Genomic DNA, 25,888 nt, shown 5'->3' on the forward strand with positions numbered 1-25,888 from the left:
CCTTACCCCTTTCAATACGCGCCAGAGCAGACGATTCCGCGAGAGCGTAGGGATATCCCGTCAGAAGGCGAGCGATTAAACGCGCGTCTACGTAGGAGTTTACTACAAGCCGTATTGACTACAGCTATTGCCGTTATTGAAGGGTTGGCCACCAGACAATTCTGAGGCAACCCTTACTCTGTTTCCTACTTCAAACCCGTGCCGGCACCGGCAGCGGTGACGCCAGCAAACGCTTGTCCAGCAAGCCCAGGCCTTCCTGGAACAACTGGTTGCTGCGCTCGGTGTCGCCCAACTGCGCCAGCAGGCGTGCCAGCTCGGCGCAGGCCTCAGGGTTGCGCTGCACCTGCAGGCTGCTTTCAAGGTAGTCCCGCGCCTTGCCCCACAAGCTGTTTTGCAGGCACAGGCGCCCCAGGGTCAGCAGCAGGCTGGCATCGCCTGGATGGTCCTTGAGCCAGCCTTCGGCGAACTTCAACTGCTTCGCCGGATCGCTGCCACGCAGCAGCCCGTAGAGCCGGATCAGATGACTGTCGTACTCGCGCTTGAGGGCACCGCGCAGCACTTCTTCGGCCTTGGCGTCCGCGCCCAACTGGCGCAGTTGTTCGGCGTACGCCAGCACCAGTTGCGGCTCCTGGCGCTGGGCCGAAGTCAGTTGTTGCCAGGCCAGCTCCAGGGATTGCTGCCCGGCCTCGCCCTGCTCTTCGCGCTGGGCAGCCAGGGTCAGGTTCTCGCCCCAGGCGCGTCGCTCCAGGTCGGCCAACTCGGCAGGCGGCAACACCTTGTCCTTGCGCAACTCCGGCAACATCCGGATTACCGAAGACCAATCGCCACGCTGTTGATACAGCCGCTGCAGTTGGCGCAATACCTGGACGTTATGCGGATGACGCTCATGCATGGCCTGCAGGGTGATCAGGGCGCCATCGGTGTCACCGCGGTCCATCTGCAACTGCGCATGACTCAAGGCTACCGCCAGTTCGGCCTGGGGCTGGCGCTCAAGCGCGCGTTCCAGCAGGCCATCCGCTTCCTCATAACGGCCCTGTTCGTTGGCCGCACGGGCGGCGCCGAGGTAGTAGAGCAATGGCTGGCGTTCGGCCTCGGCCGCACGGTGCAAGTGACGCTCGGCACTGGCCCAGCGCCCTTCGGCGAGGTCCATCTGGCCCTGCTCGATGGCAACCTGGACCCGACGGCTGCGGTTGCGCCGCGACCACGGATTGACCACGCCACCCGAGGTCAGCACCAGGCCCAGCAGTACCCTGGCCAAATAGATCACCAGGCCGATGGCAAACAACGCCACCAGCGTCGACCACAGCCCGGACTCGTAATGCAGCACATGGGGATAGGTAATCAGCACGTAGCCGGTATGTTTCGAAATGCCCACGGCCAGTGCCAGGGCGATCGCAATCGCCAGCACCAGGATCACATAGAAGCGCTTCATCGGCTTTACTCCTGGGTCGCCGGCTTGCCAGCGGAAGCCTTGGCTTCCTCGGCAGACAGGTGGCGACGGTCAAGGTAAGCCTGCACGGCAGCCAGGCTCGCGGCCAGGTCCGGCGTGACCACCGAGACGGCCTTGGGCTCAAGCTCGGCAATACGGGCCAGCATGGCTTTGCTTTGCGGGTTGTCTTGATTGAAGTTGTCCTGCAACACGCTGCGGGCCTCGCCCAGGGATCGGCTGTACACCGCCGGCTCGCCGTTGAGCGCCGCCCATTGCGCCTGCTCCAGCGCAAGGCTCAGGGCCAGGCGCACCTGGTTCAGGCCTTGCCCTGCCAGGAGCGGGCGAATGTTGTCATCAGGATTGAAGTCGATGCGGAAATACCGCGAGATCTGCGCCCACCACTGACTCCAACGGCTGTCCGTGTCGGTGGTCGGACGCCCATCATTGGCCGCTTCAGGGAGTTGGTATTCCGGCGCGATGGCCGCCAACTGCACGACCTGATCGCGCAATGCCGCCAGTTGCAGGTACAGCCCGGTACGGTCCGGCTGTTCGATATTGCGCAACGCGGCGAGGCTCTTGGCCAACTGCTCACGGGCGGCGTAGGAGCCAGGGTCACTTTGTTCGCGGAGGATTTCGTCAGCACCCTGGACCAATGCCTGGGCACTGTTGATGTCCTGCAAGGCGGAAAGACGCAGGCTGGCCAGGCGGATCAAGTGCTCGGCCTCGGCCAGGCGCCAGTCCTGGCGGCTGGCCCCCAGCACGGTTTCCAGGCGCTGGCTCAGGCGTTGTTGATCACCCTGCAATTGCGCCACCAGCCGGCGACGCTCTTCCAGCTCATCGGCGCCGGGCAGTTGCCCCAGACGGGCCGACAGCTGCTGCTGGCTCTGCTTGAGGCTCTGGGATTGGTCGTCCAGGGTTTGCACTTGGCCCAGCTGTTGCTGGCTGCTCGCCTGCAGTGCGCGGACCTGCCAGATCCCCCAGCCACCGGCGGCAACGCCGGCGGCGCCGAGCAACAAGGCCACGATGGCCAGGCCGTTGCCACGGCGCGGGGCGGTGGTGACCGGTGTCTCAACAGGCGCATCAAGCGCGGGCTGAGCTTCATCTTTAGGCAAGGCTGTTTCGCTCACGTATCCATCCTTTGCGTATTAGAGAGTGGGAACGGAAACACTCCGTAACGCCACTAACAAAGCCGCGGCACTGGCGCCACGACAATCCACAACTTCTTTCGCGCCAGCGGCACGCGCCATCTCGGCGACTCGCGGGCTGGGCACGAACAACGGCAGCTGTGCCACCTGGGGCCAATCTGTACCGGCCAGCGCTTGCAGGTGTAAAAAACCCTGCCCACTGCTGACCACCACGCCGTTCAAGCGTTCCACGTTTATGCGCTGGGTCAGCGTTGCACGGTCGTAGTCCGGCAGGAAACGGCGATACAACTCCAGATAGTCGACACTAGCACCTTGCTCGCGTAAACGCTCAGCCAGCAGCTCTCGCCCGCCCTCGCCCCGCAGGATCAGCACCCGGGCGCAGGGCTTCGAGATAGCCTCGCGCAAGGCGACCAGTTCAAGCAAGGCTTCACTGTCGTCGCCGTCGTGGGGATAACTGACATCAAGGCCATGCTCGGCCAACACCTGCGCCGTAGCAGCGCCGACACTGAACCACGGTAACGCCGGCGGTTGCGGCCAGTGTTGAGCCAACAACTGCAAGCCCAGGCGCGCGGCCGGCTTGCTCACCACGATCACCGCGCAATAGCGGTCCAGCTCGCGAAAAACAGTCTGTTGTTCAGGCGTGACAGGCAGCGCTTCAATCTCCAGCAACGGCAGGCTGCTGCTAAAAACACCTTCTTCGGATAACGTTGCCGCCAGGGCCGCCGACTCCTCGGCAGGCCGCGTCAGCAGCACACGCCATTGCATCACTGCGGCCCGGCCTCGCCGTACACCGCTTGCAGAATGGCACCGGCGCCTTTTTCCAGCAGTTCCTCGGCGACCTTGATACCCAGGCTGGTGGCCTCGCTTTGCGGCCCGCGAATCTCTGCGGTGAGCAACAACCCACCACTCGGGTCGCCCACCAGGCCACGCAGCCAGAGGTTCTCGCCCTCAAGCACGGCGTAACAGGCGATCGGTACCTGGCAGCCACCGTTGAGGTGCTTGTTCAGGGCACGTTCGGCGGTGACGCGAATTTCGGTGTCCTGGTGATCCAGCGGCTTGAGCAGCGCATGAATTTCGCTGTCGGCGGTGCGGCATTCAATGCCCACAGCGCCCTGCCCGCCGGCCGGCAAGCTGTCTTCGACGCTGATGGCCGAGGTGATGCGGTCTTCAAAGCCCAAGCGGATCAAGCCGGCTGCCGCGAGAATGATCGCGTCATATTCACCGGCGTCGAGCTTGGCCAGGCGAGTATTGACGTTGCCCCGCAGGAAGCGGATTTGCAGGTCCGGGCGGCGGGTCAGCAACTGCGCCTGGCGACGCAGGCTGGAGGTGCCGACGACGCTGCCCAGCGGCAGTTCATCCAGGGAGGCGTAGGTATTGGAAACGAAGGCATCGCGGGGGTCTTCGCGCTCGCAGATGCAAAAAAGGCCCAGGCCTTCGGGGAAGTCCATGGGCACATCTTTCATAGAATGCACGGCGATGTCGGCTTCGTTCTCCAGCAGAGCGGTTTCCAGTTCCTTGACGAACAGGCCCTTGCCGCCGATTTTCGACAATGGCGAATCAAGCAGCTTGTCGCCGCGACTGACCATGGGCACCAGGGACACCTTCAGGCCAGGATGAGCCTGCTCAAGGCGTGCTTTGACGTATTCGGCCTGCCATAAGGCCAGGGCGCTTTTACGGGTGGCGATGCGGATTTCGCGAGAGGACATGGATCAATCCGTACTGAATAGATACGGCAGATAATAACAGCTCAGGCAAATGCGCTTTGATTTGAATCAGCAAGTGCGGGGCCTCCCTGGCCGCGTCGCACCGGGATATGGGCAGTGAAGCTCGCGTCAGCCCTCGGGCTAAAGCTGCTGCATCATCTTGCGCACACCGGCGACATGGCGCCGGCTGACGATCAAGGCGTCGCCATTGAGGCCCTTCAGGAACAGCTGAAAGTGCCCAAGCGGCGTGCGCTGCAGACGCTCGATTCGCTCGCGGGCCACCAGCGCATTGCGGTGGATGCGCACAAAGCGGTCGCCAAATTCATCTTCCAGCGCCTTGAGTGGCTCATCGAGCAGCACTTCACCGGCCTCGTGACGCAAGGTCACGTACTTGTGATCGGCGATGAAGTAGACCACCTGGTCCAGGGGAATCAACTCGATGCCCTTGCGGGTACGGGCGCTGATATGGCTGCGTGGCCCATTGCCGCCCTGGGCTGCGGGCTGGGTCAAGGCTGCCAGTTGGACACGATTGGGACGCTCGGCCTTTTTCAAGGCGCGAAGCAACGCATCGGCATTGATCGGCTTGACCAGGAAACTGGCGCCGCTGGCATCCAGGGCCTCGGAAGAGAACTCATCCTGGGAGGCGCACAGCACCACCGAAGGCGGCGACTCTCGCTCGCTCAGGCGGGCAGCCACCTGCAAGCCATCAAGGCCCGGCATGCGGATGTCGAGCAACACGACGTCCGGCTTGAGGCTGTCAATAAGGGCCAAGGCTTCCTCACCACTGGTGGCGCTCGGCTCAAGGACATTGTAACCCTCGAGTTCACTGACCAAACGGCTCAGTCGCTCGCGGGCTTGGGGTTCGTCATCAACGATCAGGACATTCATATTGCGCTGGATTCCTGCGTGAGTCTCGCACAAGGATAGCGTAGACAGGTGCGGTGACTTCCGTCACGGCGATCCACGCTAAGACTAGCGCGAGCGGCAAAAAGTGCCCCGAGAGTGGCACCAATATTTACCCGGACCTGTTCAATCGCGCCCAAAGCCTGCTGCCTTCGGGCATCGTCGTAGGGTTTGCTGATACACAATACGAACACCCCCTCTCTAATGGATAGCCTGGAGTTCGACCTCATCGCCCGGCATTGGTGCAGTGCACCTTCCGTCAGCGCGAAGCTCTATCAGTGCAACTGTAGACGCTGGCGAAGACGATATTGCTCAATCGTCAAATATCGTTTCAATAAACACGCTTTGTTTGACCAAGGACCGCAAGTTTCCCCCCCCGATCGGTCCTGGCTCCAGTCTCGTCCTGCGCGAGTCCGGGGGCAAGGCACTTAGCCATCTTGGAAACAAATAAAAATGCCCCGCCCCGGCATCGTCGCCTCCGGGGGCAACCCTGTTATTATCGGCGCCACACTTTCATGCCCTCTTTCCAGCAGATCACGAGCGAATCCATGAGCACCGACAAGACCAACCAGTCCTGGGGCGGCCGCTTCAGTGAACCCGTCGACGCCTTCGTCGCGCGCTTCACCGCCTCCGTCACTTTCGACCAGCGCCTCTACCGCCACGACATCATGGGCTCGATCGCCCACGCCACGATGCTGGCCAAGGTCGGCGTGCTGACCGACGCCGAGCGCGACAGCATCATCGACGGCCTGACCACCATCCGTGGCGAGATCGAAGCCGGCACCTTCGACTGGCGCGTCGACCTGGAAGACGTGCACATGAACATCGAGGCCCGCCTCACCGACCGCATCGGTGTGACCGGCAAGAAACTGCACACCGGTCGCAGCCGTAACGACCAGGTGGCTACCGATATACGCCTGTGGCTGCGGGACGAGATCGACCTGATCCTGGCAGAAATCACCCGCCTGCAAAAAGGCCTGCTGGAGCAGGCAGAGCGTGAGTCCGGCACCATCATGCCCGGCTTCACCCACCTGCAGACCGCACAGCCTGTGACCTTCGGCCACCATCTGCTGGCCTGGTTCGAAATGCTCAGCCGCGACTACGAGCGCCTGGTGGACTGCCGCAAGCGCGCCAACCGCATGCCTCTGGGCAGCGCTGCACTGGCTGGCACCACCTACCCGATCGACCGCGAATACACCGCGCAGCTGCTGGGTTTCGACGCCGTGGGCGGCAACTCCCTGGACGGCGTGTCGGACCGTGACTTCGCCATCGAATTCTGCGCCGCGGCCAGCATTGCGATGATGCACTTGTCGCGCTTCTCCGAAGAGCTGGTGCTGTGGACCAGCGCGCAATTCCAGTTCATTGACCTGCCGGACCGCTTCTGCACCGGCAGCTCGATCATGCCGCAAAAGAAAAACCCCGACGTGCCGGAGCTGGTACGCGGCAAGAGCGGCCGTGTATTCGGTGCGCTGATGGGCCTGTTGACCCTGATGAAAGGCCAGCCGCTGGCCTACAACAAGGACAACCAGGAAGACAAGGAACCGCTGTTCGACGCCGCCGATACCCTGCGCGACTCGTTGCGTGCCTTTGCCGACATGATCCCGGCGATCAAGCCCAAGCACGCCATCATGCGTGAAGCGGCCCTGCGCGGTTTCTCCACCGCCACAGACCTGGCGGATTACCTGGTACGCCGTGGCCTGCCGTTCCGCGACTGCCACGAGATCGTCGGGCATGCCGTGAAGTACGGCGTGGACACCGGCAAGGACCTGGCGGAAATGAGCCTGGAAGAACTGCGCCAGTTCAGCGACCAGATCGAGCAGGACGTGTTTGCGGTGCTGACCCTGGAAGGCTCGGTGAATGCCCGTAACCATATCGGCGGGACTGCGCCGGCGCAGGTGAAGGCTGCCGTGGTTCGCGGCCAGGCATTGCTCGCCAGCCGCTAACCCAAAGGTAAGTACCCCTGCAAACAGGGGCAAACACTGAACCTGTGGCGAGGGAGCTTGCTCCCGTTGGACTGCGCAGCAGTCCCATTTTGGGGCCGCTCCGCTGCCCATCGGGAGCAAGCTCCCTCGCCACAAAAGCAGTTTTTATTTCTTCGCAGCAATCATCGCCATAAACGCCGGCATCGCCGCTTCCTTGTCCGCCGCCACCCGCTGGGCATTCGGCAGCGCCTGCAAGCGCTCCAGCAACGCCTTGGCCTTCGGCAACTCAGCCAACAGATCCAGCCCGAACAGCTTCCCGGCCACGGCACAGGCCAGGTCCACGCTGTACACAAAATACAAATCCGCAATCGTGAAACTGTCCCCCGCCACATACGGCGCAAACTTCCCGTGCCGCCCCAGCGATGCGATCCCCAGCAATAACTCCGCCCTGGACTTTTCCTTGATCGCCACCGGCACCGGCATTCCGAAAAACGCCTCGGCAAAACACGCCCGGGCCGGCAACTCGATGTACAGCTCGATTTCCCTGCACAACGCCAGCACCTGGGCGCGCTGAAACGGCTCGCTCGGCAGCAGCGATCGCCCGCCCTGGGTCTGTTCGAGGTATTCGAGGATCACGCTGGTTTCGTTGATAAACCCTTGCTCGACACCCAGCACCGGCACCTTGCCCCGCGGGCTCACGGCCAGCGCTTCCGGGGTCTGGCCTGCGTAGAACGGCACCTCTTCGAAGGGCAGCCCTTTCTCCAGCAGCGCCAGTTTGACCATGTTGTAGTAGTTGCTGACCGAAAATCCATAAAGCTTGAGCATCACAAAGCCTCCAGGCCGTGTACGGGGTTGGCAGCAGTGGTTATAGATCGGGAGGCCGCGCCTGGCCAGCAGCATCAGCCGAGTGAATGGGGGTAGACTGGCGCCCTTTCCTCCAGGAGCCTGCCATGAGCGAGCCAACCGATATCGACAACGACGAAGAAGAGTTCGCCGAGACCACCTTGATTGAAGCGATCGAAAACCAGATCGAAAGCGACATCCCGCCCGCCGCCAAGGCCACGTTCAACAAGCTGACCCTGGTGGGCTACGAGCGCGAAGACATCCTGCAAATGATGGCCCACGTCCTCGCCATCGAAATTGACGCGCTGCTCGAAGAAGATCGCGCTTTCAATACCGAATGGTATGAAACTGCGTTGCGTGCGCTGCCAGAGCTGCCGCCCGAGAAGCAATAAGCCTCGCACCGCGCTGGCCAGCAAACTCTTGCTGGCCACAATCCTGCCCCACATCAACACCGCATGAGTTCCGACTGGACAGCTCGCCCAAGTGCGTTCACCTTATGGCTGCTAACGTCTAAAAATTCCTAGAAAGTCTGGAGTCCTTATGTCGTATACCCCTGAGTTGGTTGCCGAACTGGAAATCCTTGCACTCTTCAACCTGGGCAGCTCCCAGGAAGGTCTGAAAGTTCATCAGACTGCCGCTCCCACTGCCATTGCCGCCGCCCGGCGCCTGTTTGATAAAGACCTGATCGACCAGCCAGACGGTGGTTACCTCACCAGCCTCGGCCGGGACGCTGCCGAACACGCACAAAGCCTGCTGACTATTCTGACGACCGCCAAAGAAGCCGCCTGACACCTCGTATCGCCCACGGGATCCTCTCTTCACGGATTCCGCGGGCATTCCCGCGCCCGGGATAAAATTCCGGCGTCAAAAACAAATTCCCTCTAAACCTCCTACGCTACTGGCTGTAAACTCCCACACGGCCGCCCACGTCGGGCCCTGCGAGCCACCGAGTTCGACATGACCCGCACCCACGAAATCCGCCCCGACCTGGACGAAGGCATCGACCGCAAGGTGCTGGCCCAGTTACGCGCGCGGTTTCTGGCCCTGAACGAAGGCCGCATGGCCCGGGCCGTCGAAGGACTGACACCACGCCAGCAAAGCGTATTGACCCTGCTGCCGCTGTTTTTCCACGTAAATCACCCGCTGTTGCCGGGCTATGTGTCGGGCAGCACGCCGGCCGGCCTGTCGAATTTTGAACCCGACGCGCAAGCCTTGGCCGAGGCCCAGCGCCTGACCCGCACGTTTTCCTACAAGCCCCGCCACGGCAACCCACCGCGGCCGATTCATGGCCTGTTCCTGATGGGCAGCCTGGGCACCCTGGCCCAGGCCGATCAAAGTGATATGGACGTGTGGGTCTGCCATGCGGCCGATCTCAGCGAGAACGAGCTGGCCGAGTTGCGCAAGAAATGCCAACTGCTCGAAACCTGGGCCCTGAGCATGGGCGCCGAGGCGCACTTCTTCCTGATCGAGCCGACGCGGTTTATCCAGGGCGAGCGCGACAGCCAACTGAGTTCAGAAGACTGCGGCACCAGCCAGCATTACCTGCTGCTGGACGAGTTCTACCGCACCGCCATCTGGCTGGCCGGGCGCACGCCGATCTGGTGGCTGGTGCCGGTGTACGAAGAAACCCGCTATGCCGACTTCACCCACGCGCTGATTTCCAAACGCTTTATTCGCGCCGATGAAACCCTCGACCTGGGCCACCTGGCGCACATCCCGCCGGGTGAATTTATCGGTGCCGGCTTGTGGCAGTTGTTCAAGGGCATCGAATCGCCCTACAAATCAGTACTGAAACTCCTGCTGACCGAGGTCTACGCCAGCGAGCACCCGAAGGTGCAGTGCCTGAGCCTGCGCTTCAAGCGCGCTGTGTTTGCCAATCAGCTGGACCTGGACGAGCTGGACCCGTACATCGTCGTCTACCGCCGGATCGAGGAGTACCTCAAGGCCCGTAATGAGCCGGAACGCCTGGAACTGGTGCGGCGCAGCCTGTACCTGAAGGTCAACCGCAAGCTCAGCGCGGGCCAGCGCACCGGGTGGCAGCGTTTGCTGCTCGAGCGCCTGGCCAGCGAATGGGGTTGGGACCAGCGCCAACTGGCCCTGCTGGACAGCCGCAGCCAATGGAAAGTCCGCCAGGTGGCCTCCGAACGCCGGGCGCTGGTCAACGAGCTGAACTACAGCTATCGCTTCCTGACCCAGTTTGCCCACACCGAACAGACCGTCAGCCTGATCAACAAGCGCGATCTCAATGTGCTGGGCCGGCGCCTGTACGCCGCCTTCGAGCGCAAGGCCGGCAAGGTCGAGTTCATCAACCCCGGCATTGCGCCCGACCTTGCCGAAGACACCCTGACCCTGGTGCAGTCGCCCAACCGCAAAGAGCCCGGCCAGCATCATTGGGGCTTGTACAACGGCAGCCTGACCGCCCTGGAATGGGAGCACTTCGCGCCGATCAAGCGCAGCCGCGATTTGCTGGAAATGCTCACCTGGTGCCACCGCAACGGCGTGATCGACAGCAGTACCCGCCTGGCGCTGCATCCCGGCAGCAGTGACATGACCGAATTCGAGCTGTTCAACCTGCTGGGCAGCCTGCAACAAACCGTCGTCCTGCCCCTGGCCAGCGTCGATGAAGACCGCCTGCTGCGCTCGGCAGTGCCCGAGGAAGTGCTGCTGCTGATCAACGTCGGCGTCGACCCGCTCAAGCATCACCGGGACTTGAACATCCTGATGACCACCGAGCGCACCGACTCCCTGAGTTACGCGGGCGTACGGGAAAACCTGGTGCTGACCCTGGACCAGGTCACGCTCAACAGTTGGAACGAGGTGATGGTCAGCCGCTATGACGGCCCCCACGCGCTGCTCGATTGCCTGCGCGACTACCTCAATCAGCTACCGCCCAATCACTTGCCGCGCTTGCGGGTGCGCTGTTTCTGCCACAACCGCGCGCAGTTCATTGCCCAGCGCGTGGAAGAAATCTTCGACACTGCGCAAAACCTGCTGCTGGGCCAGGAAAACCATCGCTACCTGGTGCAGGTGCAACAGCACTACCACGTGATGGAGCTGACACCCGGCCAGGCCAACCATGTGTCACTGGCGACCCAGGACGCGCTGATCGCCTACCTCAGTGAGGAACTGGCCAGCTACAGCCCGCTGCACCTGGACACCATGGCCCTGGAAGACCACGACCTGGCGCTGCTGCTGCCCATGGGCCTGCCCGACTGTGTGCAGGTGTTCTACCGGATCAACGACGGAGTTGCCGAGCTGTACGTGCTGGATGAGTTCAACGCGCTCTGGCAGCAACACCTGCCGTTCCACGACGAGCAAAGCCTGTTGGTGCCGTTGCAGCGCTTCCTGCAGTCGATCATTTATCGCCGCGATGCGCTGCTGCCGCTGGATCCGCAACAGCCCTTCGGCGCGGTGCAAATCCTGTATTACCAGTTGCTGCCGTCAGGCAGCGGCCGCGCACGTCGGGCAGAACCGCGCCCAGCGCCGCAAACCCCGGCCAATAAGCCGTTCTACGACGTGCAGGCGATCATCGGCAAGGCAGCACCGGGCCAGGTGGGAATCACCTTGTACTGCAATCAACGAGAGTTTTCCGAGCTGGAATTTGGCGACCAACTGTTTGCGGTGGTCGCCCGGCAAATCGTCGGGCAACGCCGGGAAGCCGAGCGTTACCGCTGCTATATCACCGATCTGGACCTTTCCGGCCTGCTCGGTGATGTTCAAAGCCCGAGCAATCTGTACCTGCGCTACAAGGCTGATCTGGAACTGGCGCTCAATGAAGCGCTGAACCAGGTTTAGAGAGGAAAGGCGCCACCGTCTTTCGGCTGGCCTTCGACGCCGAGCAATTCAAGCTTGAGGGTCTTGCCACCCGGTGCTGGCCAGTCGATGTGCTGGCCGACTTGCAGGCCCAACAAAGCACTGCCCACCGGCGCCAGGATCGAGATTTTGCCTTCGTCGGCGTTCGCATCCTTGGGGTAGACCAGGGTCAGGTGATAGTCCTTGCCACTGCCTTGTTCACGGCAATGCACGCTGGAGTTCATGGTCACGACAGATGCAGGCACTTCATCGTGGCCAACCACTTCTTCGGCGCGGTCGAGTTCGTGTTGCAGGGCTTCAACGCCCGGCGACTCTTCGCCGACACGGTCGATCAGTTGCTCAAGACGCTGCACGTCAAGACGGGTGAGGATGATGGAAGGTGCGGTCATGATTCAGGCAGACTCCTTTTTTCTGCACAAAAAAGCAAAACCCCGCCAGGAAAAGGCGGGGTTCTCACGGACCTCGATGAGTTGAGGTGTATCCGGACACTACCACAGCACAATAAATAAACAAGACGGCCTCAGGCGCAGGTCCTGCGCTGCTCGGCCTGGGCGACGATCACGCGGCGTCGCGCATCATCGGCGGAGCGCCATTCGCGGATGTCTTCCACATGGCGGAAGCAGCCGAGGCAGACTTTGTGCTCATCCAGCCGACATAAACTGATACAAGGTGACGGCACCGCCGGGCTGACATTGCTGAACAGCGGCTTGGGCGGGCGTACGGGAACGGGCTGCGTCACGATCAGATCTCGTCGAAGTCCAGCTCGACGCCGGTATATTCATGGGCCAGGCGCGTGAGCATCTCGCCCAGCAATTCTTCGCTCTTGTCGCACTGCCATTTGCCGCTTTCTTCGTCGTAGTCGAAGTGAACGCCACCGGAGCGCGCAGCCAGCCACAGCTGACGCAGCGGTTCCTGGCGACTGAAGATCAGTTGCTGGCCGCTCTCGAACTTGACGGTCAGCACACCGGCCGAGTTCTCCAGGTCCACATCCAGGCCGCTGTCGTCGAAAATATCCTCCAGCGCTTGCTGGGTCGCATCCACCAGGTCGTGAAAACGGGCTTCGGTCAAACTCATTGTGGGAACCTCGAAAAGTGTCTGGTCTCGCTCAAGCGCCGCACGATACGGACGCGCCATCATGATTGCAAAGGATACCGATTTCATTACCCACAGCCGTGTGAATTATCCTCGATTGGTGTAAGCACAATCGCAACAAACTCGGCAAAGCCCCGCCGGACGGGTATTTCGGCGCATAGGCAATCCGGCGGGTGGTCGGTATACTCGGGCGCAATTAATGCATATTCAAGGATTTCGCCATGAAGCGCCTGATCTCTTCCCTTGCTGCGCTCGTCGCGGTCGCTTGCCTCGTTAGTGCCTGTGGTCAAAAAGGCCCGCTGTATCTGCCCGATGACAGCAAAGACCCGAATGAACAGGCGCAATCGTCGCAAACCAAAGCGCACAAGCACGACACCTTCTAAGGGAACATCATGGACGCTTTTAACTACCGGGACGGCGAGCTGTTCGCGGAAGGTGTCGCGCTGTCCGCCATCGCCGAGCGCTTTGGTACCCCGACCTACGTGTACTCCCGTGCCCACATCGAAGCGCAATACCGCTCCTTTGCCGATGCGCTGGAAGGCACGCCGAGCCTGGTGTGCTTCGCCGTAAAAGCCAACTCCAACCTGGGTGTACTCAATGTCCTGGCGCGCCTGGGCGCCGGTTTCGACATCGTGTCCCGGGGCGAGCTTGAGCGTGTACTGGCCGCCGGCGGCAAGGCTGACAAAATTGTGTTCTCCGGTGTCGGCAAGAGCCGCGAAGACATGCGCCGCGCCCTGGAAGTTGGCGTGCACTGCTTCAACGTCGAATCCACCGACGAGCTGGAGCGCCTGCAAGTGGTGGCCGCCGAGATGGGCGTTCGCGCGCCGATCTCCCTGCGGGTCAACCCGGACGTCGACGCCGGCACTCACCCGTACATTTCCACCGGTCTCAAAGAGAACAAGTTCGGCATCGCCATTGCCGACGCCGAGGACGTGTACATCCGCGCCGCGCAGTTGCCGAACCTGGAAGTCTTGGGTGTCGACTGCCATATCGGCTCGCAACTGACCAGCCTGCCACCGTTCCTCGACGCCCTCGACCGCCTGCTGGCGCTGGTCGACCGCCTCGGCGAGTGCGGCATCTACCTGCACCACATCGACCTCGGTGGCGGCGTGGGTGTGCGTTATCGCGATGAAGAGCCGCCGCTGGTGTCCGACTACATCAAGGCCGTGCGCGAGCGCCTCGAAGGCCGCGACCTGACGCTGATGTTCGAGCCGGGCCGCTACATCGTCGCCAACGCCGGCCTGCTGCTGACCCAGGTCGAGTACCTCAAGCACACCGAGCACAAGGATTTCGCCATCGTCGACGCGGCGATGAACGACCTGATCCGTCCGGCGCTGTACCAGGCCTGGATGAATGTGACGGCCGTCAAGCCACGCGCAGGCGAAGGCCGCAGCTACGATATCGTCGGCCCGATCTGCGAGACCGGCGACTTCCTGGCCAAGGAACGTCAGCTGGCCCTGGAAGAAGGCGACCTGCTGGCCGTGCATTCGGCCGGTGCCTATGGGTTTGTCATGAGCTCCAACTACAACACCCGCGGGCGTACCGCCGAGGTGCTGGTGGACGGTGATCAAGCGTTTGAAGTGCGTCGCCGCGAGACGGTAGCCGAGTTGTTTGCTGGCGAAAGCCTGCTGCCGGAGTAAGGTCATGTTGCTGCGTTTTACCAAGATGCACGGGCTGGGCAATGACTTCATGGTCCTCGACCTGGTCAGCCAGCACGCGCACATCCTGCCCAAGCACGCCAAGCTGTGGGGCGACCGGCACACCGGTGTCGGCTTCGACCAATTGTTGCTGGTGGAAGCGCCGAGTAACCCGGAAGTGGATTTCCGTTACCGGATCTTCAACTCCGATGGCTCCGAAGTGGAACAGTGCGGCAATGGTGCCCGCTGTTTCGCCCGTTTTGTCCTGGACAAGCGCCTGACCGCCAAGCGGCAGATTCGCGTCGAGACCAAAAGCGGCATCATCGAGCTGGATATTCGCAGCGACGGCCAGATCGGCGTCAACATGGGCGCGCCACGGCTGGTGCCGGCGGACATTCCGTTCCAGGCCACCGAGCAAGCCCTGAGCTACCCGGTGGACGTGGACGGCAAGACCGTCAACCTGGCCGCCGTGTCCATGGGCAACCCCCATGCCGTGCTGCGGGTGGATGACATCAACAACGCGCCGGTGCATGAACTGGGGCCGAAGATCGAAAACCACCCGCGCTTTCCCGCGCGGGTCAATGTGGGCTTCCTGCAGGTCATCGACCGTTCCCGTGCGCAGTTGCGCGTCTGGGAACGCGGGGCCGGCGAAACCCAGGCTTGCGGTACCGGCGCCTGCGCCGCTGCCGTAGCCGCGATCAGCCAGGGGTGGATGGATTCGCCGCTGCTGATCGACCTGCCCGGTGGACGCCTGTCCATCGAATGGGCAGGCCCCGGCCAACCGGTGAAAATGACCGGCCCGGCCACCCGCGTCTACGAAGGACAGGTCCGTCTATGAGTGAGCAAATCTAATGACTGATAAGCCTCAAGTACCCGCGCAAGCATCCCCAAGCGAAAGTCTGGAGGCCGCAGCCGTTGCGGCGTATCTGGAGGCTAACCCGGACTTCTTCGTCGAACACGAAGAACTGCTGCCGGCCCTGCGTATTCCCCACCAGCGCGGCGATACCGTGTCGCTGGTGGAGCGGCAGATGAAGATCCTGCGCGAGCGCAATATCGAAATGCGCCATCGGCTCTCGCAGCTGATGGATGTGGCCCGCGACAACGACCGCCTGTTCGACAAGACTCGCCGCCTGGTCCTGACCCTGATGGACGCCGCCAGCCTGGAAGAAGCGGTGATCGCCGTCGAAGACAGCCTGCGCCAGGACTTCCAGGTGCCCTTTGTCAGCCTGATCCTGTTCAGCGACAACCCGATGCCGGTGGGTCGCTGGGTCAGCGGCAGCGATGCCCAGACCGCGATTGGCGGCCTGCTGTCCGAAGGCAAGACCATCAGCGGCACCTTGCGCGAGCATGAGCTGGACTTCCTGTTTGGCGCCGAGCAGCGCCAGCAGATCGGCTCCACCGCCGTGGTTGCCCTCAGTCATCAAGGTTTGCATGGCGTGCTGGCCATCGCCAGCCGTGATCCACAGCATTACAAAAGCTCGGTGGGCACGCTGTTCCTGAGCTACATCGCCGAAGTGCTGGGCCGCGTCCTGCCACGCTTCACCAGCGCATTGCGCGCGGTGCGCTAGCCATGGAACGACAACTGGACGCCTACTGCGCTCACCTGCGCAGCGAGCGCCAGGTGTCGCCGCATACCCTGGAAGCCTACCGGCGGGACTTGAACAAGGTCCTGGCGTTCTGCGAGAAACAACACATCGGCAGCTGGAAGGCCCTGGACATCCAGGGTCTGCGCAGCCTGATCGCCCGCCTGCACCAGCAAGGCCAATCCTCCCGCAGCCTGGCGCGCCTGCTGTCGGCGGTACGCGGCCTCTATCACTACCTGAACCGCGAAGGCCTGTGCGACCACGACCCGGCCAACGGCCTGGCGCCGCCCAAGGGCGAACGCCGCCTGCCCAAGACCCTCGACACGGATCGCGCCCTGCAATTGCTCGACGGCGCCGTGGAGGACGACTTCCTGGCCCATCGCGACCAGGCAATCCTCGAACTCTTCTACTCCTCGGGCCTGCGCCTGTCGGAGCTGACCGGGCTTAACCTCGATCAACTGGACCTGGCGGATGGCCTGGTGCAGGTGCTCGGCAAAGGCAGCAAGACCCGCGTATTACCGGTGGGCAAGAAGGCACGCGAAGCCTTGCTGCTATGGCTGCCCCTGCGCGCCCTGGCCAACCCGGCGGACGACGCGGTGTTTATCAGCCAGCAAGGCCGGCGCCTCGGGCCCCGGGCCATACAAGTGCGGGTCAAGGCCGCCGGCGAGCGCGAGCTGGGGCAGAACCTGCACCCGCACATGCTCCGGCACTCCTTTGCCAGCCACTTGCTGGAATCCTCCCAGGACCTGCGTGCGGTGCAGGAACTGCTGGGCCACTCCGACATCAAGACCACCCAGATCTACACCCACCTGGACTTCCAGCACCTGGCAACGGTGTACGACAGCGCCCATCCACGGGCCAAACGCATTAAGGGCAGTGACTCATGAGCATCAAGCTGATCACCTTCGACCTGGACGATACGCTCTGGGATAACGTGCCGGTCATCATCAGCGCCGAGGCGTCGATGCGCGAGTGGCTGGCGACCCACGCCACCAAGGTGGGCGACTTGCCCCTGGAGAAGTTTGCCAGCCTGCGCCAGCAGGTGCTGGAGCGTCATCCCGAGCTGAAATATCGCATCAGCGTGTTGCGTCACAAGGTGCTGCAATACGCCTTCGAGGAAGCCGGGTACCCGCTGCCGGAAGCGGCGCAGATGGCAGATGTGTGCTTTGAAGCGTTCATCCATGCCCGGCATCAACTCACCGTATTCCCCGAAGCGGAACCGATGCTGCAAGCACTGCGCCGCGACTATCTGCTGGGGGTGATTACCAACGGCAATGCCGATGTGCAACGTGTGGGGTTGGCGGACTACTTCCACTTTGCACTCCGGGCTGAAGACATTGGTATTGCCAAGCCGGATGCGCGGTTGTTTCAGGAAGCCTTGCAGCGCGGTGGCGTAGCGCCGGGCGCGGCAGTGCATGTGGGTGACCATCCAGGGGATGACATTGCCGGTGCGCAGCAGGCGGGGCTGCGGGCGGTGTGGTTCAACCCGGCAGGCAAGGCCTGGGAGGCCGAGAAATTGCCGGATGCCGAGATTCGCAGCCTGACCGAGCTACCCGACGTGCTAGCCCGCTGGAACGCATAACCTGATGACGAAGGGCTTTTGTGGCGAGGGAGCTTGCTCCCGCTGGGCTGCGAAGCGGCCCCTGAACCAGCCACGACGGCCTTTCTGAAAGACCGCGTCGACCCAACCAGGGGCCGCTTCGCGCCCCAACGGGAGCAAGCTCCCTCGCCACACACGCTCTTCATCCTTGGATGGGTGTTGGCCCTGACCATTTTGTAGCGCCCATGAAAAAGCCCGCAGCGACGGCGGGCTTTTTCAGCAAGCAAGCAGCAGGCCTTAGATAGGCCGGCTGCCGTACTTGTTATCCGGCTTCTTCGGTGGATCTGCCACCACGTTAGCCTCGACTTCCTGCACTTTGCCGCCTTTGGCGAGGAATTCTTCCATCGCCCGGGCCAGCGCATCGCGCTCTTTGTTCTTGGCTTCTACGCTCGGCAACTCGTCAACCGACACTGCAGCCTTGGCCTTGCCCTTGGCTGCCGGGACCGGTGCATCGTCGCCACCGTCGTCGTCAGCCACGTCTTCGGCAGCCGCCTCAAGACCTTCCTCGGTTTCGTCGTCGTCGCCTACTTCGAGGTCGTCGTTTTCCAGATCATCGTCGCTCATGTTCTACCTCATGACTTGCGAAAAGCAGATTAGTTATAGCCCAGCTTCGCCGCCTGTCGACGGCCGCCGGAAAAAAATCAACATCCACCGGTTAACCAGTGGCTTATGCCCCATCACCGTGCAAGGTGGCGAGGACTTTACGAGCACCGCCATGATCACGGTGCTCGCCCAGATAAACACCTTGCCAGGTCCCCATCGCCAAGCGGCCGGCCCTTACCGGCAAACTCAGCTGACAGCCCAGCAGACTGGCCTTGAAGTGCGCCGGCAGATCATCCGGACCCTCGTCGTTGTGTTCATATCCCGCCGTGCCTTGCGGCACCAGCGCATTGAAAAAACGCTCGAAGTCACGGCGAACCGCCGGGTCGGCATTCTCGTTGACCGTCAACGAGGCCGAGGTGTGCTGCAGCCACAAATGCAACAGTCCCACCCGACAGGCCTTCAATTCAGGCAGGCCGGCGAGCAACTCGTCCGTCACCAGATGAAAGCCCCGGGGCTTGGCCCGCAGGGTTATCAGGGTCTGTTGCCACATACAGTTCTCCGCCTATCGGCGCGCATTCTAGCGCGCTCAGGGAAAAAACAAAGTGCCGAATACGCCTACATGCCTGTAAGACATTCGCACACTGAAAAGTGCAGTGCGGATCCCATCACAAAGTCGCAAAAAAACCCATACACCTTTAGCCACAGACAAACCCAAGGCAAAAAAATGCCCGGCAAGCCGGGCATCTTTTTTTCGCGTACTTACAAGTTGTAGCCGCGCTCGTTGTGTTGCGCCAGATCGAGGCCAACCGCCTCTTCTTCTTCGGTCACCCGCAGGCCCATCACCACGTCCAGCACCTTGAGGATGATGTACGTCACGATAGCGGTGTAGATGACGGTGAAGCCGACGCCTTTGGCCTGAACCCAGACCTGTGCGGCAATGTCGGTAGTAGCGGCGTTGAAGCCACCCATCGACGGTGCAGCGAACACGCCGGTCAGGATCGCGCCGAGGATACCGCCGATACCGTGCACGCCGAAGGCGTCCAGGGAGTCGTCGTAGCCCAGTTTGCGTTTCAGGGTAGTGGCGCAGAAGAAGCACACCACACCGGCAGCCAGGCCGATCACCAGGGCGCCCATCGGGCCCACGGTGCCAGCGGCTGGGGTGATTGCCACCAGGCCCGCAACCACACCCGAGGCGATGCCCAGTGCGCTTGGCTTACCGTGGGTGACCCACTCGGCGAACATCCAGCCCAGGGCCGCAGCAGCGGTAGCGATCTGGGTCACCAGCATCGCCATGCCGGCAGTGCCGTTGGCGGCAGCAGCGGAGCCGGCGTTGAAGCCGAACCAGCCGACCCACAGCATGGCCGCGCCCACCAGGGTGTAACCGAGGTTGTGCGGCGCCATTGGGGTGGTTGGGAAGCCTTTACGCTTGCCGAGTACCAGGCACGCTACCAGGCCGGCCACACCGGCGTTGATGTGCACCACGGTGCCGCCTGCGAAGTCCAGCACGCCCCAGTCGCCCAGCAACGAACCCGGACCGCCCCATACCATGTGGGCAATCGGTGCGTAGACCAGGGTGAACCAGACGCCCATGAAGATCAGCATCGCGGAGAACTTCATCCGCTCGGCGAATGCACCAACGATCAGCGCCGGGGTGATGATCGCGAAGGTCATCTGGAAGGTCACGAACACGGCCTCAGGGAACAACGCCGCCGGGCCGGTGATGCTGGCCGGGGTCACACCCGAGAGGAACAGTTTGGACAAGCCACCCACAAACGAGTTGAGGTTGACGACGCCTGCTTCCATACCGGTGGTGTCGAACGCCATGCTGTAGCCGTACACGAACCACAGGATGGTGATCAGGCCGGTGATGGCAAAGCACTGCATCATCACGGAAAGAATATTTTTGGAGCGAACCATGCCGCCGTAGAACAGCGCAAGGCCTGGAATGGTCATGAACAGCACCAGCGCGGTGGACGTGAGCATCCACGCGGTGTCGCCGGAATTGAGGACTGGAGCAGGTACTGGGTCCGCCGCCATGGCCAGGGCCGGCATTACGAGGGACAACAGGGCTCCTAGCCCTGCGAATTTACGCAGAGTCATATTGTTTTCTCCTGGGGCGTTGGGGTTTGGCGGCTTAGATTGCGTCGGTATCGGTTTCGCCGGTACGGATGCGAATAGCCTGTTCCAGATTGACCACGAAGATCTTGCCGTCACCGATCTTGCCGGTGTTGGCGGCCTTGGTTATCGCCTCGATAACCCGGTCAAGATCCTTGTCGTCAATGGCGACATCAATCTTCACCTTTGGCAGGAAATCGACCACGTATTCCGCGCCGCGATACAGCTCGGTGTGACCCTTCTGCCGACCGAAGCCTTTGACCTCAGTAACGGTAATGCCCTGCACGCCGATCTCGGACAGTGACTCGCGTACATCGTCCAACTTGAACGGCTTGATGATGGCAGTGACTAGCTTCATGAAAACTCTCTCCCGAATTGGTGGACTTGCCCCAGGAAAACAAACCCGTCTCAAGTCTAAGCGCAGTGCCTGGCTTTGTAACGCTTCGTCGCCCTGGCATTTGCCATTGCGACGCTCGCTAACCACTGGTGACGAAACATGTACCGCTGGTCCGTCGGCGCACTGCATCGTCACAGCGACTGCATCAGTGCATGGGTCATGATCGTCTAAGCAGAAAGCTTGCCAGCTCCGTAAAAATCACTGAAATCAGTCCTTTGTTCGCCTGTGCCCACCTACCGGGCGCCACGACAGCGAAGATACGCACGAAAACGGTGCGCGACCGCCCGTCCTCATGCGCGAAAAGCGTGCGCCGCAGGGGCTGGAAAAGACTATAGACGCTGCGTGATACACTGCCGGCCAACAGATTTTCCGGACTATTTCCCATGCTCGCGCCCAAAGACCTCCTCGACGCCCTGAGCGGCCACGCCTCCCGCCTGTTCAGCAGCGACACGCCGCTGCCACGCAATGAAATTGAAAGCCAGTTCAAGGCACTGCTGCAAAGCGGTTTCAGCAAGCTGGACCTGGTAAGCCGGGAAGAGTTTGATAGCCAGATGGTGGTGCTGGCGCGCACTCGGGCGCGGTTGGAAAGCCTTGAGGCCAAGGTGGCGGAGCTGGAAGCGCGATTGACGCCTGCCGCCGAATAAGCCGGCCCAACCGGGGCAGGTTTCGCCTGTCCCCGTTAAACCGTTGCAACCCTCAGCTCACCCGCTGATACCCGCCGACAACCCCCTTCTTCGACAATACCCACTGCCACAGCTGGATATCCCGCGCGCGAAACGCCCCTGCACACGACAGCAGGTAATAGCGCCACATCCGGTAGAAGCGCTGGCCAAAGGTGTCTGCGAAATCCGGCCACGCCAGTTCGAAGTTTTCGCACCAGGCCATCAGCGTCTTGTCGTAGTCGGCGCCAAAGTTGTGCAAATCCTCGGCAACAAATAACCCGTCCATGGCGTCGCCGATCTGCCCGATCGAGGGCAAATCACCGTTGGGAAAGATGTATTTGTCGATCCACGGATCCGGCGTGCTGTTGCGTTGGTTCTTGCCGATAGTGTGTAGCAGGAACAATCCATCGTCTTTCAGGCAGCGGTTGGCGACCTCCATATACGCCCGATGGTTCTTGCGCCCCACATGCTCGAACATGCCGACACTGGCGATATGGTCAAATTGCTCGTCGATATCCCGATAGTCCTGCAGACGAAACTCGATCGGCAGATGTGAATACTTGGCCCGCCCCCACTCCGCCTGCTCCTTGGAGATGGTTACGCCGACACACTCGACCCCGTAGTGCTCGGCCGCATGGCTCATGAAACTGCCCCAGCCACAGCCGATATCCAGCACGCGCATGCCCGGCTTGAGCCCCAGCTTTTTACAGATCAGGTCCAGCTTGGCGAACTGCGCCTGCTCCAGGGTGGTGGCATCTTTCCAGTAGCCACAGGTGTAGGTCATGCGCGAGTCGAGCATGCGTGCGTAGAAGTCATTGCCGAGGTCGTAATGTGCTTCGCCGACTTGCCAGGCGCGTTTCTTGTTTTGCAGGTTCAGCCAGCGGGAGCTGAACGCGTGAAACAACAAGGTGGCCGGGTTGGCCTGGTCGATCACGCCGGAGCGCATGAGGCGGAAAAAAAACTCATCCAGCGCCTCGGCGTCCCAGCCGCCATCCATGTAGTCTTCGCCAAGGCCCAGATTGCCCTTGGCCAGGGCGAGATCAAATGTGGCACTGTGGTGCAGTTGCATATCGGCAGCCGATGGCCCGTTGACCTCGATCTGCGCCTGCGCCAGCAACTCCTTAACGAAGCGCGCTCCCTGAGACATCTCATCAGAACCGGAAAAAGAATGACGCGTTTTGTTAAGCACAGTTGCTCTCCAGGAATAGCGTTGCCTTTGATTCATACACTGCGAGAAATCTGGCCATGGAAGCGTCTGGCAAGGCCCTTAAGGCGTCATGGAAGCGCTGGCTGGGAACAGATGTAACAAATCTTATCCAGCCATTTTTTAAAGATATAATGAATTAATATTATGAAAACCATGCAAAATTGGAATGCAAGATGGACATCCGGGCGCTCCGTTATTTCGTAGAAGTCGTCGACCAGCAGAGCTTTACCAAAGCCGCTGTGAAGCTGCACCTGACCCAGCCAACAGTCAGCAAGATGGTGCAGCAATTGGAGTCGAGCCTTGGCCTGAAGCTGCTCGACCGCATGGGAAAACGCTTCACCCTGACGGACGCCGGGGAAATTGTGCTTAAGCGCGCCAAGGAAATGATCGCGCTGCACGATGAAATGACGGTAGAGCTGCAAGACTTGCAGCATGTCGGGCGCGGCGCCCTGCGCATGGGGCTTTCGCCCTCTACCCACCTCGCACTGGCGCCGATCTTTGCGGAGTATCACGCCCGTTACCCGAAGATCGAACTGAAACTGTTCGAAAGCGGCGGCAATATCACCATCCAGGATCTGCGCCAGGGCACGCTGGAGTTCGGCACCATCCTGGACTCGCCGCGCGTGGCGGACATCTGGTCCGAATTCGAATCCATGCCCCTGTTCGAATCGCCACTGTGCCTGCTCGCGCCCCATGACTCGCCCTGGCAAGGCCGCAGCTCGGTGGAGTTGAGCGAACTGCAAGCCTGCGAATTCATCTTTTACGATGACACCTTCACCCTGAACCAATTCGTACTTGATGCCTGTGCGCAAGCCGGTTTTGAGCCGCGGATCAGTGGCCGCAGCAGCCAATGGGACTTTATCGCCTCCCTGGTACGACTGGGCGTGGGCATCACCCTGCTACCCCGGGCATTCTGCGAAACCCTTGATGCGAGCCAGTTCAGCATCGCGGAAATACAGTCGCCGGCGCTGAACTGGCGACTGATGCTGGCGTGGCGGCGCCAGTGCAAATTGTCGTTTGCGGCGCAGGCGTGGTTGACGTTGGCGAAGGAGTTTTTGTGTGTGCCGCCGTCGGACCGCTAGCGCGATACGTTCTGTAAAACCTCGCCGCCGCGCGTCGCCATCACTCAACTACCCTTGAAAAACCGCAGGAAGCGGCCACTCATTTCAAGGAACCAGCATGTCCCTCGCCATCGTCCACAGCCGCGCCCAGATAGGCGTCGAAGCGCCCGCCGTCACTGTCGAGGTGCACATGGCCAACGGCTTGCCGTCGCTGACGCTGGTGGGCCTGCCGGAAACCGCCGTCAAGGAAAGCAAAGACCGCGTGCGCAGTGCCATTCTCAATTCTGCACTGCAATACCCGTCCCGTCGCATCACCCTCAACCTCGCGCCCGCCGACCTGCCCAAGGACGGCGGGCGCTTTGATTTGGCGATTGCCCTGGGGATTCTCGCCGCCAGCGTGCAGGTACCGGCGCTGACCCTCGATAACGTGGAATGCCTGGGCGAGCTGGCGCTGTCCGGTGAGGTGCGGCCGGTGAAAGGTGTGTTGCCGGCAGCCCTGGCGGCGCGCAAGGTCGGGCGCACCTTGATCGTGCCGCGGGCCAATGCCGAGGAAGCCTGCCTGGCTTCGGGGTTGAAGGTGATTGCCGTGGATCACCTGCTGCAAGTGGTGGCGCACCTGAACGGTCACGTGCCGATAGAGCCCTTCGTTTCCAGTGGCCTGATGTACTTGAACAAACCCTACCCGGACCTGAGTGAAGTGCAGGGCCAACTGGCAGCCAAGCGTGCGCTGTTGATCGCTGCGGCGGGGGCCCACAACCTGCTGCTCAGCGGGCCGCCGGGCACCGGCAAGACCTTGCTCGCCAGCCGTCTGCCGGGGTTGTTGCCGCCCTTGAGTGAACAGGAAGCGCTGGAGGTGGCGGCGATTCAATCGGTGGTCAGCCTGGCGCCGCTGAGCCATTGGCCACACCGGCCATTTCGCCAGCCGCACCATTCGGCATCCGGCCCGGCGCTGGTAGGCGGTGGCTCGAAACCGCAGCCGGGGGAAATCACCCTGGCCCATCATGGTGTGTTGTTTCTCGACGAGTTACCGGAGTTTGATCGCAAGGTCCTGGAGGTGCTGCGTGAGCCGCTGGAGTCCGGGCATATCGTGATTTCCCGCGCTCGCGACCGGGTGCGTTTCCCGGCGCGCTTTCAGTTGGTGGCGGCAATGAACCCCTGCCCTTGCGGCTATGTGGGCGAGCCCAGTGGGCGCTGTCGCTGCACGCCGGAGCAGATTCAGCGCTATCGCAACAAACTCTCGGGGCCGCTGCTGGACCGGATCGACCTGCACGTGACCGTCGCCCGGGAAAGCACCGCGCTGAACCCGGGCATACAGTCCGGTGATGATACCGCCAGCGCCTCCGTCCTCGTCGCCGATGCCCGGGACCGCCAACAACGGCGCCAGGGCTGCGCCAATGCATTTCTCGATCTGCCGGGGCTACGCCAGCACTGCAAACTGGAAAAGGCTGATGAAGGCTGGCTGGAAAGCGCCTGCGAACGGCTGACGCTGTCGTTGCGGGCGGCCCATCGACTGCTCAAGGTCGCCCGCACCCTGGCCGACCTGGAACAGGTGGAAGCCATCGCCCGCCATCATCTGGCGGAGGCCTTGCAGTACCGCCCTGCTAGCGCGTCCTAGGCAACGCCAGAAGCAGCCCCGCCACTTCCATTACCTCATCCATCACCGCTTCAGCGGATTCAACGGAGGGTTTGAGCAACAAGTCATCGGCATAGCCCATCGCTACGGCAAAGAGTTGTCGCGCAGCGCGCTTGGGCGACTCACAGCGAAACACCTTGGCTGCCACACCGTGCTCGATGATCTCGGCGAGCATGGCTTGCCATTGGGCGTTGATCACCAGGTAAGCCTGGGCCAATGGCTCGTCATGCATGGCTTCGTCCCAGGCATCCAGCCATAGCGCCCAACCGGCGTCTGCCGTGGAGGGCAGGCAGTCACGCAGGAACCCTTCGAGGGCTTCCAATGGCGGCAGATCCACCAGCGGCGCCCTCACCTCGTCCAGTTGCTCGTTGGCAAACCGCACGAACGCTTCGCGGCGCAGTTCTTTCCAGTCGCTGAAGTAGTGATAGACGTGGCTGCGGGACAGCCCGGCATGCTCCGCCAGGTCGCGGGTGGAAACATCGGCAAACCCTTTGCTGCGAAACAGCTCCAGGGCGGCGGCGATGATCTGGTCTTCACGGTCGATACGCGACATGAGGCTTTTCCTTCAGGCACCGGCAGATCGACGGCGCTTGCTTTTTG

Annotated in this window: 28 protein-coding genes; 13 read left to right on the plus strand and 15 right to left on the minus strand. The window is 61.8% G+C overall.

Annotated features, from left to right (window positions below):
- Positions 1-190 precede the first annotated feature (190 nt).
- The 5 genes from HX811_RS18495 to HX811_RS18510 form a co-directional block, all read right to left on the minus strand.
- Entirely contained in the window at positions 191-1,432 is a 1,242-nt protein-coding gene (locus HX811_RS18495) for a heme biosynthesis protein HemY (protein ID WP_177046821.1), read from the minus strand.
- A 5-nt stretch (positions 1,433-1,437) separates the two neighbouring features.
- Positions 1,438-2,556: a uroporphyrinogen-III C-methyltransferase gene (locus tag HX811_RS32020; RefSeq protein ID WP_003208826.1), complete on the minus strand. Its 1,119-nt coding sequence runs from the start codon at positions 2,554-2,556 to the stop codon at positions 1,438-1,440.
- 18 nt (positions 2,557-2,574) lie between these two features.
- A complete protein-coding gene (locus HX811_RS32025) occupies positions 2,575-3,342 on the minus strand; it encodes a uroporphyrinogen-III synthase (protein WP_371132450.1) in 768 nt (255 codons plus the stop codon).
- A complete protein-coding gene (hemC, locus tag HX811_RS18505) occupies positions 3,339-4,280 on the minus strand; it encodes a hydroxymethylbilane synthase (protein WP_008439333.1) in 942 nt (313 codons plus the stop codon). Before hemC ends, HX811_RS32025 begins: the two co-directional genes overlap by 4 nt.
- A gap of 138 nt (positions 4,281-4,418) precedes the next feature.
- Positions 4,419-5,165: a LytTR family DNA-binding domain-containing protein gene (locus HX811_RS18510; RefSeq protein WP_003208820.1), complete on the minus strand. Its 747-nt coding sequence runs from the start codon at positions 5,163-5,165 to the stop codon at positions 4,419-4,421.
- Between the two features lie 563 nt (positions 5,166-5,728).
- On the opposite strand from HX811_RS18510, the gene argH reads away from it, so the two are divergent.
- Positions 5,729-7,123 (plus strand): argininosuccinate lyase, encoded by a 1,395-nt coding sequence (gene argH, locus HX811_RS18515; RefSeq protein WP_003208818.1) that lies wholly within the window; start codon positions 5,729-5,731, stop codon positions 7,121-7,123.
- 144 nt (positions 7,124-7,267) lie between these two features.
- Here the strand turns inward: argH and HX811_RS18520 are convergent, their stop codons facing one another.
- The gene (locus HX811_RS18520) at positions 7,268-7,927 is read right to left on the minus strand and encodes a glutathione S-transferase family protein (RefSeq protein WP_177046823.1); all 660 of its coding nucleotides are present in this window, start codon (positions 7,925-7,927) and stop codon (positions 7,268-7,270) included.
- A 125-nt stretch (positions 7,928-8,052) separates the two neighbouring features.
- Here HX811_RS18520 and HX811_RS18525 point away from each other — a divergent pair, with 125 nt between their 5' ends.
- From HX811_RS18525 to HX811_RS18535, 3 genes are all read left to right on the plus strand, one after another.
- Positions 8,053-8,337, plus strand: coding sequence for a hypothetical protein (locus HX811_RS18525; protein WP_177046825.1), 285 nt, complete (start codon positions 8,053-8,055; stop codon positions 8,335-8,337).
- Between the two features lie 148 nt (positions 8,338-8,485).
- Complete coding sequence (locus HX811_RS18530; protein ID WP_003208812.1) at positions 8,486-8,734, plus strand: TIGR02647 family protein; 249 nt, start codon at positions 8,486-8,488, stop codon at positions 8,732-8,734.
- Positions 8,735-8,902: 168 nt separating this feature from the next.
- Positions 8,903-11,740: a class I adenylate cyclase gene (locus tag HX811_RS18535; RefSeq protein ID WP_177046827.1), complete on the plus strand. Its 2,838-nt coding sequence runs from the start codon at positions 8,903-8,905 to the stop codon at positions 11,738-11,740.
- On the opposite strand, the gene rnk is transcribed toward HX811_RS18535, so the two are convergent.
- The 3 genes from rnk to cyaY form a co-directional block, all read right to left on the minus strand.
- Entirely contained in the window at positions 11,737-12,147 is a 411-nt protein-coding gene (rnk, locus tag HX811_RS18540) for a nucleoside diphosphate kinase regulator (RefSeq protein ID WP_177046829.1), read from the minus strand. The two genes, HX811_RS18535 and rnk, sit on opposite strands and share 4 nt — an antisense overlap.
- Positions 12,148-12,278: 131 nt before the next feature.
- The gene (locus HX811_RS18545; RefSeq protein ID WP_003208805.1) at positions 12,279-12,497 is read right to left on the minus strand and encodes a DUF1289 domain-containing protein; all 219 of its coding nucleotides are present in this window, start codon (positions 12,495-12,497) and stop codon (positions 12,279-12,281) included.
- Positions 12,498-12,499: 2 nt separating this feature from the next.
- The gene (cyaY, locus tag HX811_RS18550) at positions 12,500-12,832 is read right to left on the minus strand and encodes an iron donor protein CyaY (protein WP_177046831.1); all 333 of its coding nucleotides are present in this window, start codon (positions 12,830-12,832) and stop codon (positions 12,500-12,502) included.
- 239 nt (positions 12,833-13,071) lie between these two features.
- Here cyaY and HX811_RS18555 point away from each other — a divergent pair, with 239 nt between their 5' ends.
- Genes HX811_RS18555 through HX811_RS18580 form a run of 6 tightly spaced genes read left to right on the plus strand, consistent with a single transcriptional unit; the run spans position 13,072 to position 17,652 of the window.
- Positions 13,072-13,233, plus strand: a complete 162-nt coding sequence (locus HX811_RS18555; RefSeq protein WP_177046833.1) for a lipoprotein — start codon at positions 13,072-13,074, stop codon at positions 13,231-13,233.
- A 9-nt stretch (positions 13,234-13,242) separates the two neighbouring features.
- On the plus strand, positions 13,243-14,490 hold the full coding sequence (lysA, locus tag HX811_RS18560; protein WP_008439346.1) for a diaminopimelate decarboxylase: 1,248 nt from the start codon (positions 13,243-13,245) through the stop codon (positions 14,488-14,490).
- Between the two features lie 4 nt (positions 14,491-14,494).
- Positions 14,495-15,325: a diaminopimelate epimerase gene (gene dapF, locus HX811_RS18565; protein ID WP_008439347.1), complete on the plus strand. Its 831-nt coding sequence runs from the start codon at positions 14,495-14,497 to the stop codon at positions 15,323-15,325.
- A 13-nt stretch (positions 15,326-15,338) separates the two neighbouring features.
- Entirely contained in the window at positions 15,339-16,055 is a 717-nt protein-coding gene (locus tag HX811_RS18570) for a DUF484 family protein (protein WP_003208796.1), read from the plus strand.
- Between the two features lie 2 nt (positions 16,056-16,057).
- On the plus strand, positions 16,058-16,957 hold the full coding sequence (gene xerC, locus HX811_RS18575) for a tyrosine recombinase XerC (RefSeq protein WP_008439350.1): 900 nt from the start codon (positions 16,058-16,060) through the stop codon (positions 16,955-16,957).
- Positions 16,954-17,652 (plus strand): HAD family hydrolase, encoded by a 699-nt coding sequence (locus HX811_RS18580; protein ID WP_008439351.1) that lies wholly within the window; start codon positions 16,954-16,956, stop codon positions 17,650-17,652. Before xerC ends, HX811_RS18580 begins: the two co-directional genes overlap by 4 nt.
- 255 nt (positions 17,653-17,907) lie before the next feature.
- Here HX811_RS18580 and sutA read toward each other — a convergent pair whose 3' ends face one another.
- The 4 genes from sutA to glnK form a co-directional block, all read right to left on the minus strand.
- Positions 17,908-18,234: a transcriptional regulator SutA gene (sutA, locus tag HX811_RS18585; protein WP_003208791.1), complete on the minus strand. Its 327-nt coding sequence runs from the start codon at positions 18,232-18,234 to the stop codon at positions 17,908-17,910.
- A 103-nt stretch (positions 18,235-18,337) separates the two neighbouring features.
- Positions 18,338-18,763, minus strand: coding sequence for a secondary thiamine-phosphate synthase enzyme YjbQ (locus HX811_RS18590; protein ID WP_003208787.1), 426 nt, complete (start codon positions 18,761-18,763; stop codon positions 18,338-18,340).
- Positions 18,764-18,972: 209 nt separating this feature from the next.
- Positions 18,973-20,313, minus strand: coding sequence for an ammonium transporter (locus HX811_RS18595; protein WP_008439352.1), 1,341 nt, complete (start codon positions 20,311-20,313; stop codon positions 18,973-18,975).
- Positions 20,314-20,347: 34 nt separating this feature from the next.
- A complete protein-coding gene (gene glnK, locus HX811_RS18600; protein WP_002555808.1) occupies positions 20,348-20,686 on the minus strand; it encodes a P-II family nitrogen regulator in 339 nt (112 codons plus the stop codon).
- A gap of 422 nt (positions 20,687-21,108) precedes the next feature.
- On the opposite strand from glnK, the gene HX811_RS18605 reads away from it, so the two are divergent.
- Positions 21,109-21,369, plus strand: a complete 261-nt coding sequence (locus HX811_RS18605; protein WP_003208783.1) for an accessory factor UbiK family protein — start codon at positions 21,109-21,111, stop codon at positions 21,367-21,369.
- Positions 21,370-21,421: 52 nt separating this feature from the next.
- On the opposite strand, the gene cfa is transcribed toward HX811_RS18605, so the two are convergent.
- Positions 21,422-22,504 carry a cyclopropane fatty acyl phospholipid synthase gene (cfa, locus tag HX811_RS18610; RefSeq protein ID WP_003208781.1) on the minus strand — a complete coding sequence of 361 codons (1,083 nt, stop codon included), beginning with the start codon at positions 22,502-22,504 and terminating at the stop codon, positions 21,422-21,424.
- Positions 22,505-22,767: 263 nt separating this feature from the next.
- Between cfa and HX811_RS18615 the strand changes: the two genes are divergently transcribed.
- Complete coding sequence (locus HX811_RS18615; protein WP_003208779.1) at positions 22,768-23,676, plus strand: LysR family transcriptional regulator; 909 nt, start codon at positions 22,768-22,770, stop codon at positions 23,674-23,676.
- 97 nt (positions 23,677-23,773) lie between these two features.
- Entirely contained in the window at positions 23,774-25,270 is a 1,497-nt protein-coding gene (locus HX811_RS18620; protein WP_003208777.1) for a YifB family Mg chelatase-like AAA ATPase, read from the plus strand.
- On the opposite strand, the gene HX811_RS18625 is transcribed toward HX811_RS18620, so the two are convergent.
- Complete coding sequence (locus HX811_RS18625) at positions 25,257-25,841, minus strand: TetR/AcrR family transcriptional regulator (RefSeq protein ID WP_177046835.1); 585 nt, start codon at positions 25,839-25,841, stop codon at positions 25,257-25,259. The genes HX811_RS18620 and HX811_RS18625 overlap by 14 nt on opposite strands.
- Positions 25,842-25,888: the final 47 nt, after the last annotated feature.

It is taken from the genome of Pseudomonas sp. F8002, assembly GCF_013385495.1.
GTDB lineage: Bacteria > Pseudomonadota > Gammaproteobacteria > Pseudomonadales > Pseudomonadaceae > Aquipseudomonas.

Excerpts from the sequence above, each read along its gene's own strand:
- HX811_RS18510 (WP_003208820.1), bottom strand. The coding sequence starts at position 5,165 with ATGAATGTCCTGATCGTTGATGACGAACCCCAAGCCCGCGAGCGACTG.
- HX811_RS18535 (WP_177046827.1), top strand. The coding sequence starts at position 8,903 with ATGACCCGCACCCACGAAATCCGCCCCGACCTGGACGAAGGCATCGAC.
- HX811_RS18495 (WP_177046821.1), bottom strand. The coding sequence starts at position 1,432 with ATGAAGCGCTTCTATGTGATCCTGGTGCTGGCGATTGCGATCGCCCTG.
- HX811_RS18520 (WP_177046823.1), bottom strand. The coding sequence starts at position 7,927 with ATGCTCAAGCTTTATGGATTTTCGGTCAGCAACTACTACAACATGGTC.
- cyaY (WP_177046831.1), bottom strand. The coding sequence starts at position 12,832 with ATGAGTTTGACCGAAGCCCGTTTTCACGACCTGGTGGATGCGACCCAG.
- HX811_RS18555 (WP_177046833.1), top strand. The coding sequence starts at position 13,072 with ATGAAGCGCCTGATCTCTTCCCTTGCTGCGCTCGTCGCGGTCGCTTGC.
- HX811_RS18620 (WP_003208777.1), top strand. The coding sequence starts at position 23,774 with ATGTCCCTCGCCATCGTCCACAGCCGCGCCCAGATAGGCGTCGAAGCG.
- HX811_RS18530 (WP_003208812.1), top strand. The coding sequence starts at position 8,486 with ATGTCGTATACCCCTGAGTTGGTTGCCGAACTGGAAATCCTTGCACTC.
- lysA (WP_008439346.1), top strand. The coding sequence starts at position 13,243 with ATGGACGCTTTTAACTACCGGGACGGCGAGCTGTTCGCGGAAGGTGTC.
- HX811_RS18525 (WP_177046825.1), top strand. The coding sequence starts at position 8,053 with ATGAGCGAGCCAACCGATATCGACAACGACGAAGAAGAGTTCGCCGAG.
- HX811_RS18595 (WP_008439352.1), bottom strand. The coding sequence starts at position 20,313 with ATGACTCTGCGTAAATTCGCAGGGCTAGGAGCCCTGTTGTCCCTCGTA.
- hemC (WP_008439333.1), bottom strand. The coding sequence starts at position 4,280 with ATGTCCTCTCGCGAAATCCGCATCGCCACCCGTAAAAGCGCCCTGGCC.
- HX811_RS18580 (WP_008439351.1), top strand. The coding sequence starts at position 16,954 with ATGAGCATCAAGCTGATCACCTTCGACCTGGACGATACGCTCTGGGAT.
- sutA (WP_003208791.1), bottom strand. The coding sequence starts at position 18,234 with ATGAGCGACGATGATCTGGAAAACGACGACCTCGAAGTAGGCGACGAC.
- HX811_RS18615 (WP_003208779.1), top strand. The coding sequence starts at position 22,768 with ATGGACATCCGGGCGCTCCGTTATTTCGTAGAAGTCGTCGACCAGCAG.
- HX811_RS18625 (WP_177046835.1), bottom strand. The coding sequence starts at position 25,841 with ATGTCGCGTATCGACCGTGAAGACCAGATCATCGCCGCCGCCCTGGAG.
- HX811_RS18605 (WP_003208783.1), top strand. The coding sequence starts at position 21,109 with ATGCTCGCGCCCAAAGACCTCCTCGACGCCCTGAGCGGCCACGCCTCC.
- argH (WP_003208818.1), top strand. The coding sequence starts at position 5,729 with ATGAGCACCGACAAGACCAACCAGTCCTGGGGCGGCCGCTTCAGTGAA.
- glnK (WP_002555808.1), bottom strand. The coding sequence starts at position 20,686 with ATGAAGCTAGTCACTGCCATCATCAAGCCGTTCAAGTTGGACGATGTA.
- xerC (WP_008439350.1), top strand. The coding sequence starts at position 16,058 with ATGGAACGACAACTGGACGCCTACTGCGCTCACCTGCGCAGCGAGCGC.
- dapF (WP_008439347.1), top strand. The coding sequence starts at position 14,495 with ATGTTGCTGCGTTTTACCAAGATGCACGGGCTGGGCAATGACTTCATG.
- HX811_RS18570 (WP_003208796.1), top strand. The coding sequence starts at position 15,339 with ATGACTGATAAGCCTCAAGTACCCGCGCAAGCATCCCCAAGCGAAAGT.
- rnk (WP_177046829.1), bottom strand. The coding sequence starts at position 12,147 with ATGACCGCACCTTCCATCATCCTCACCCGTCTTGACGTGCAGCGTCTT.
- HX811_RS18590 (WP_003208787.1), bottom strand. The coding sequence starts at position 18,763 with ATGTGGCAACAGACCCTGATAACCCTGCGGGCCAAGCCCCGGGGCTTT.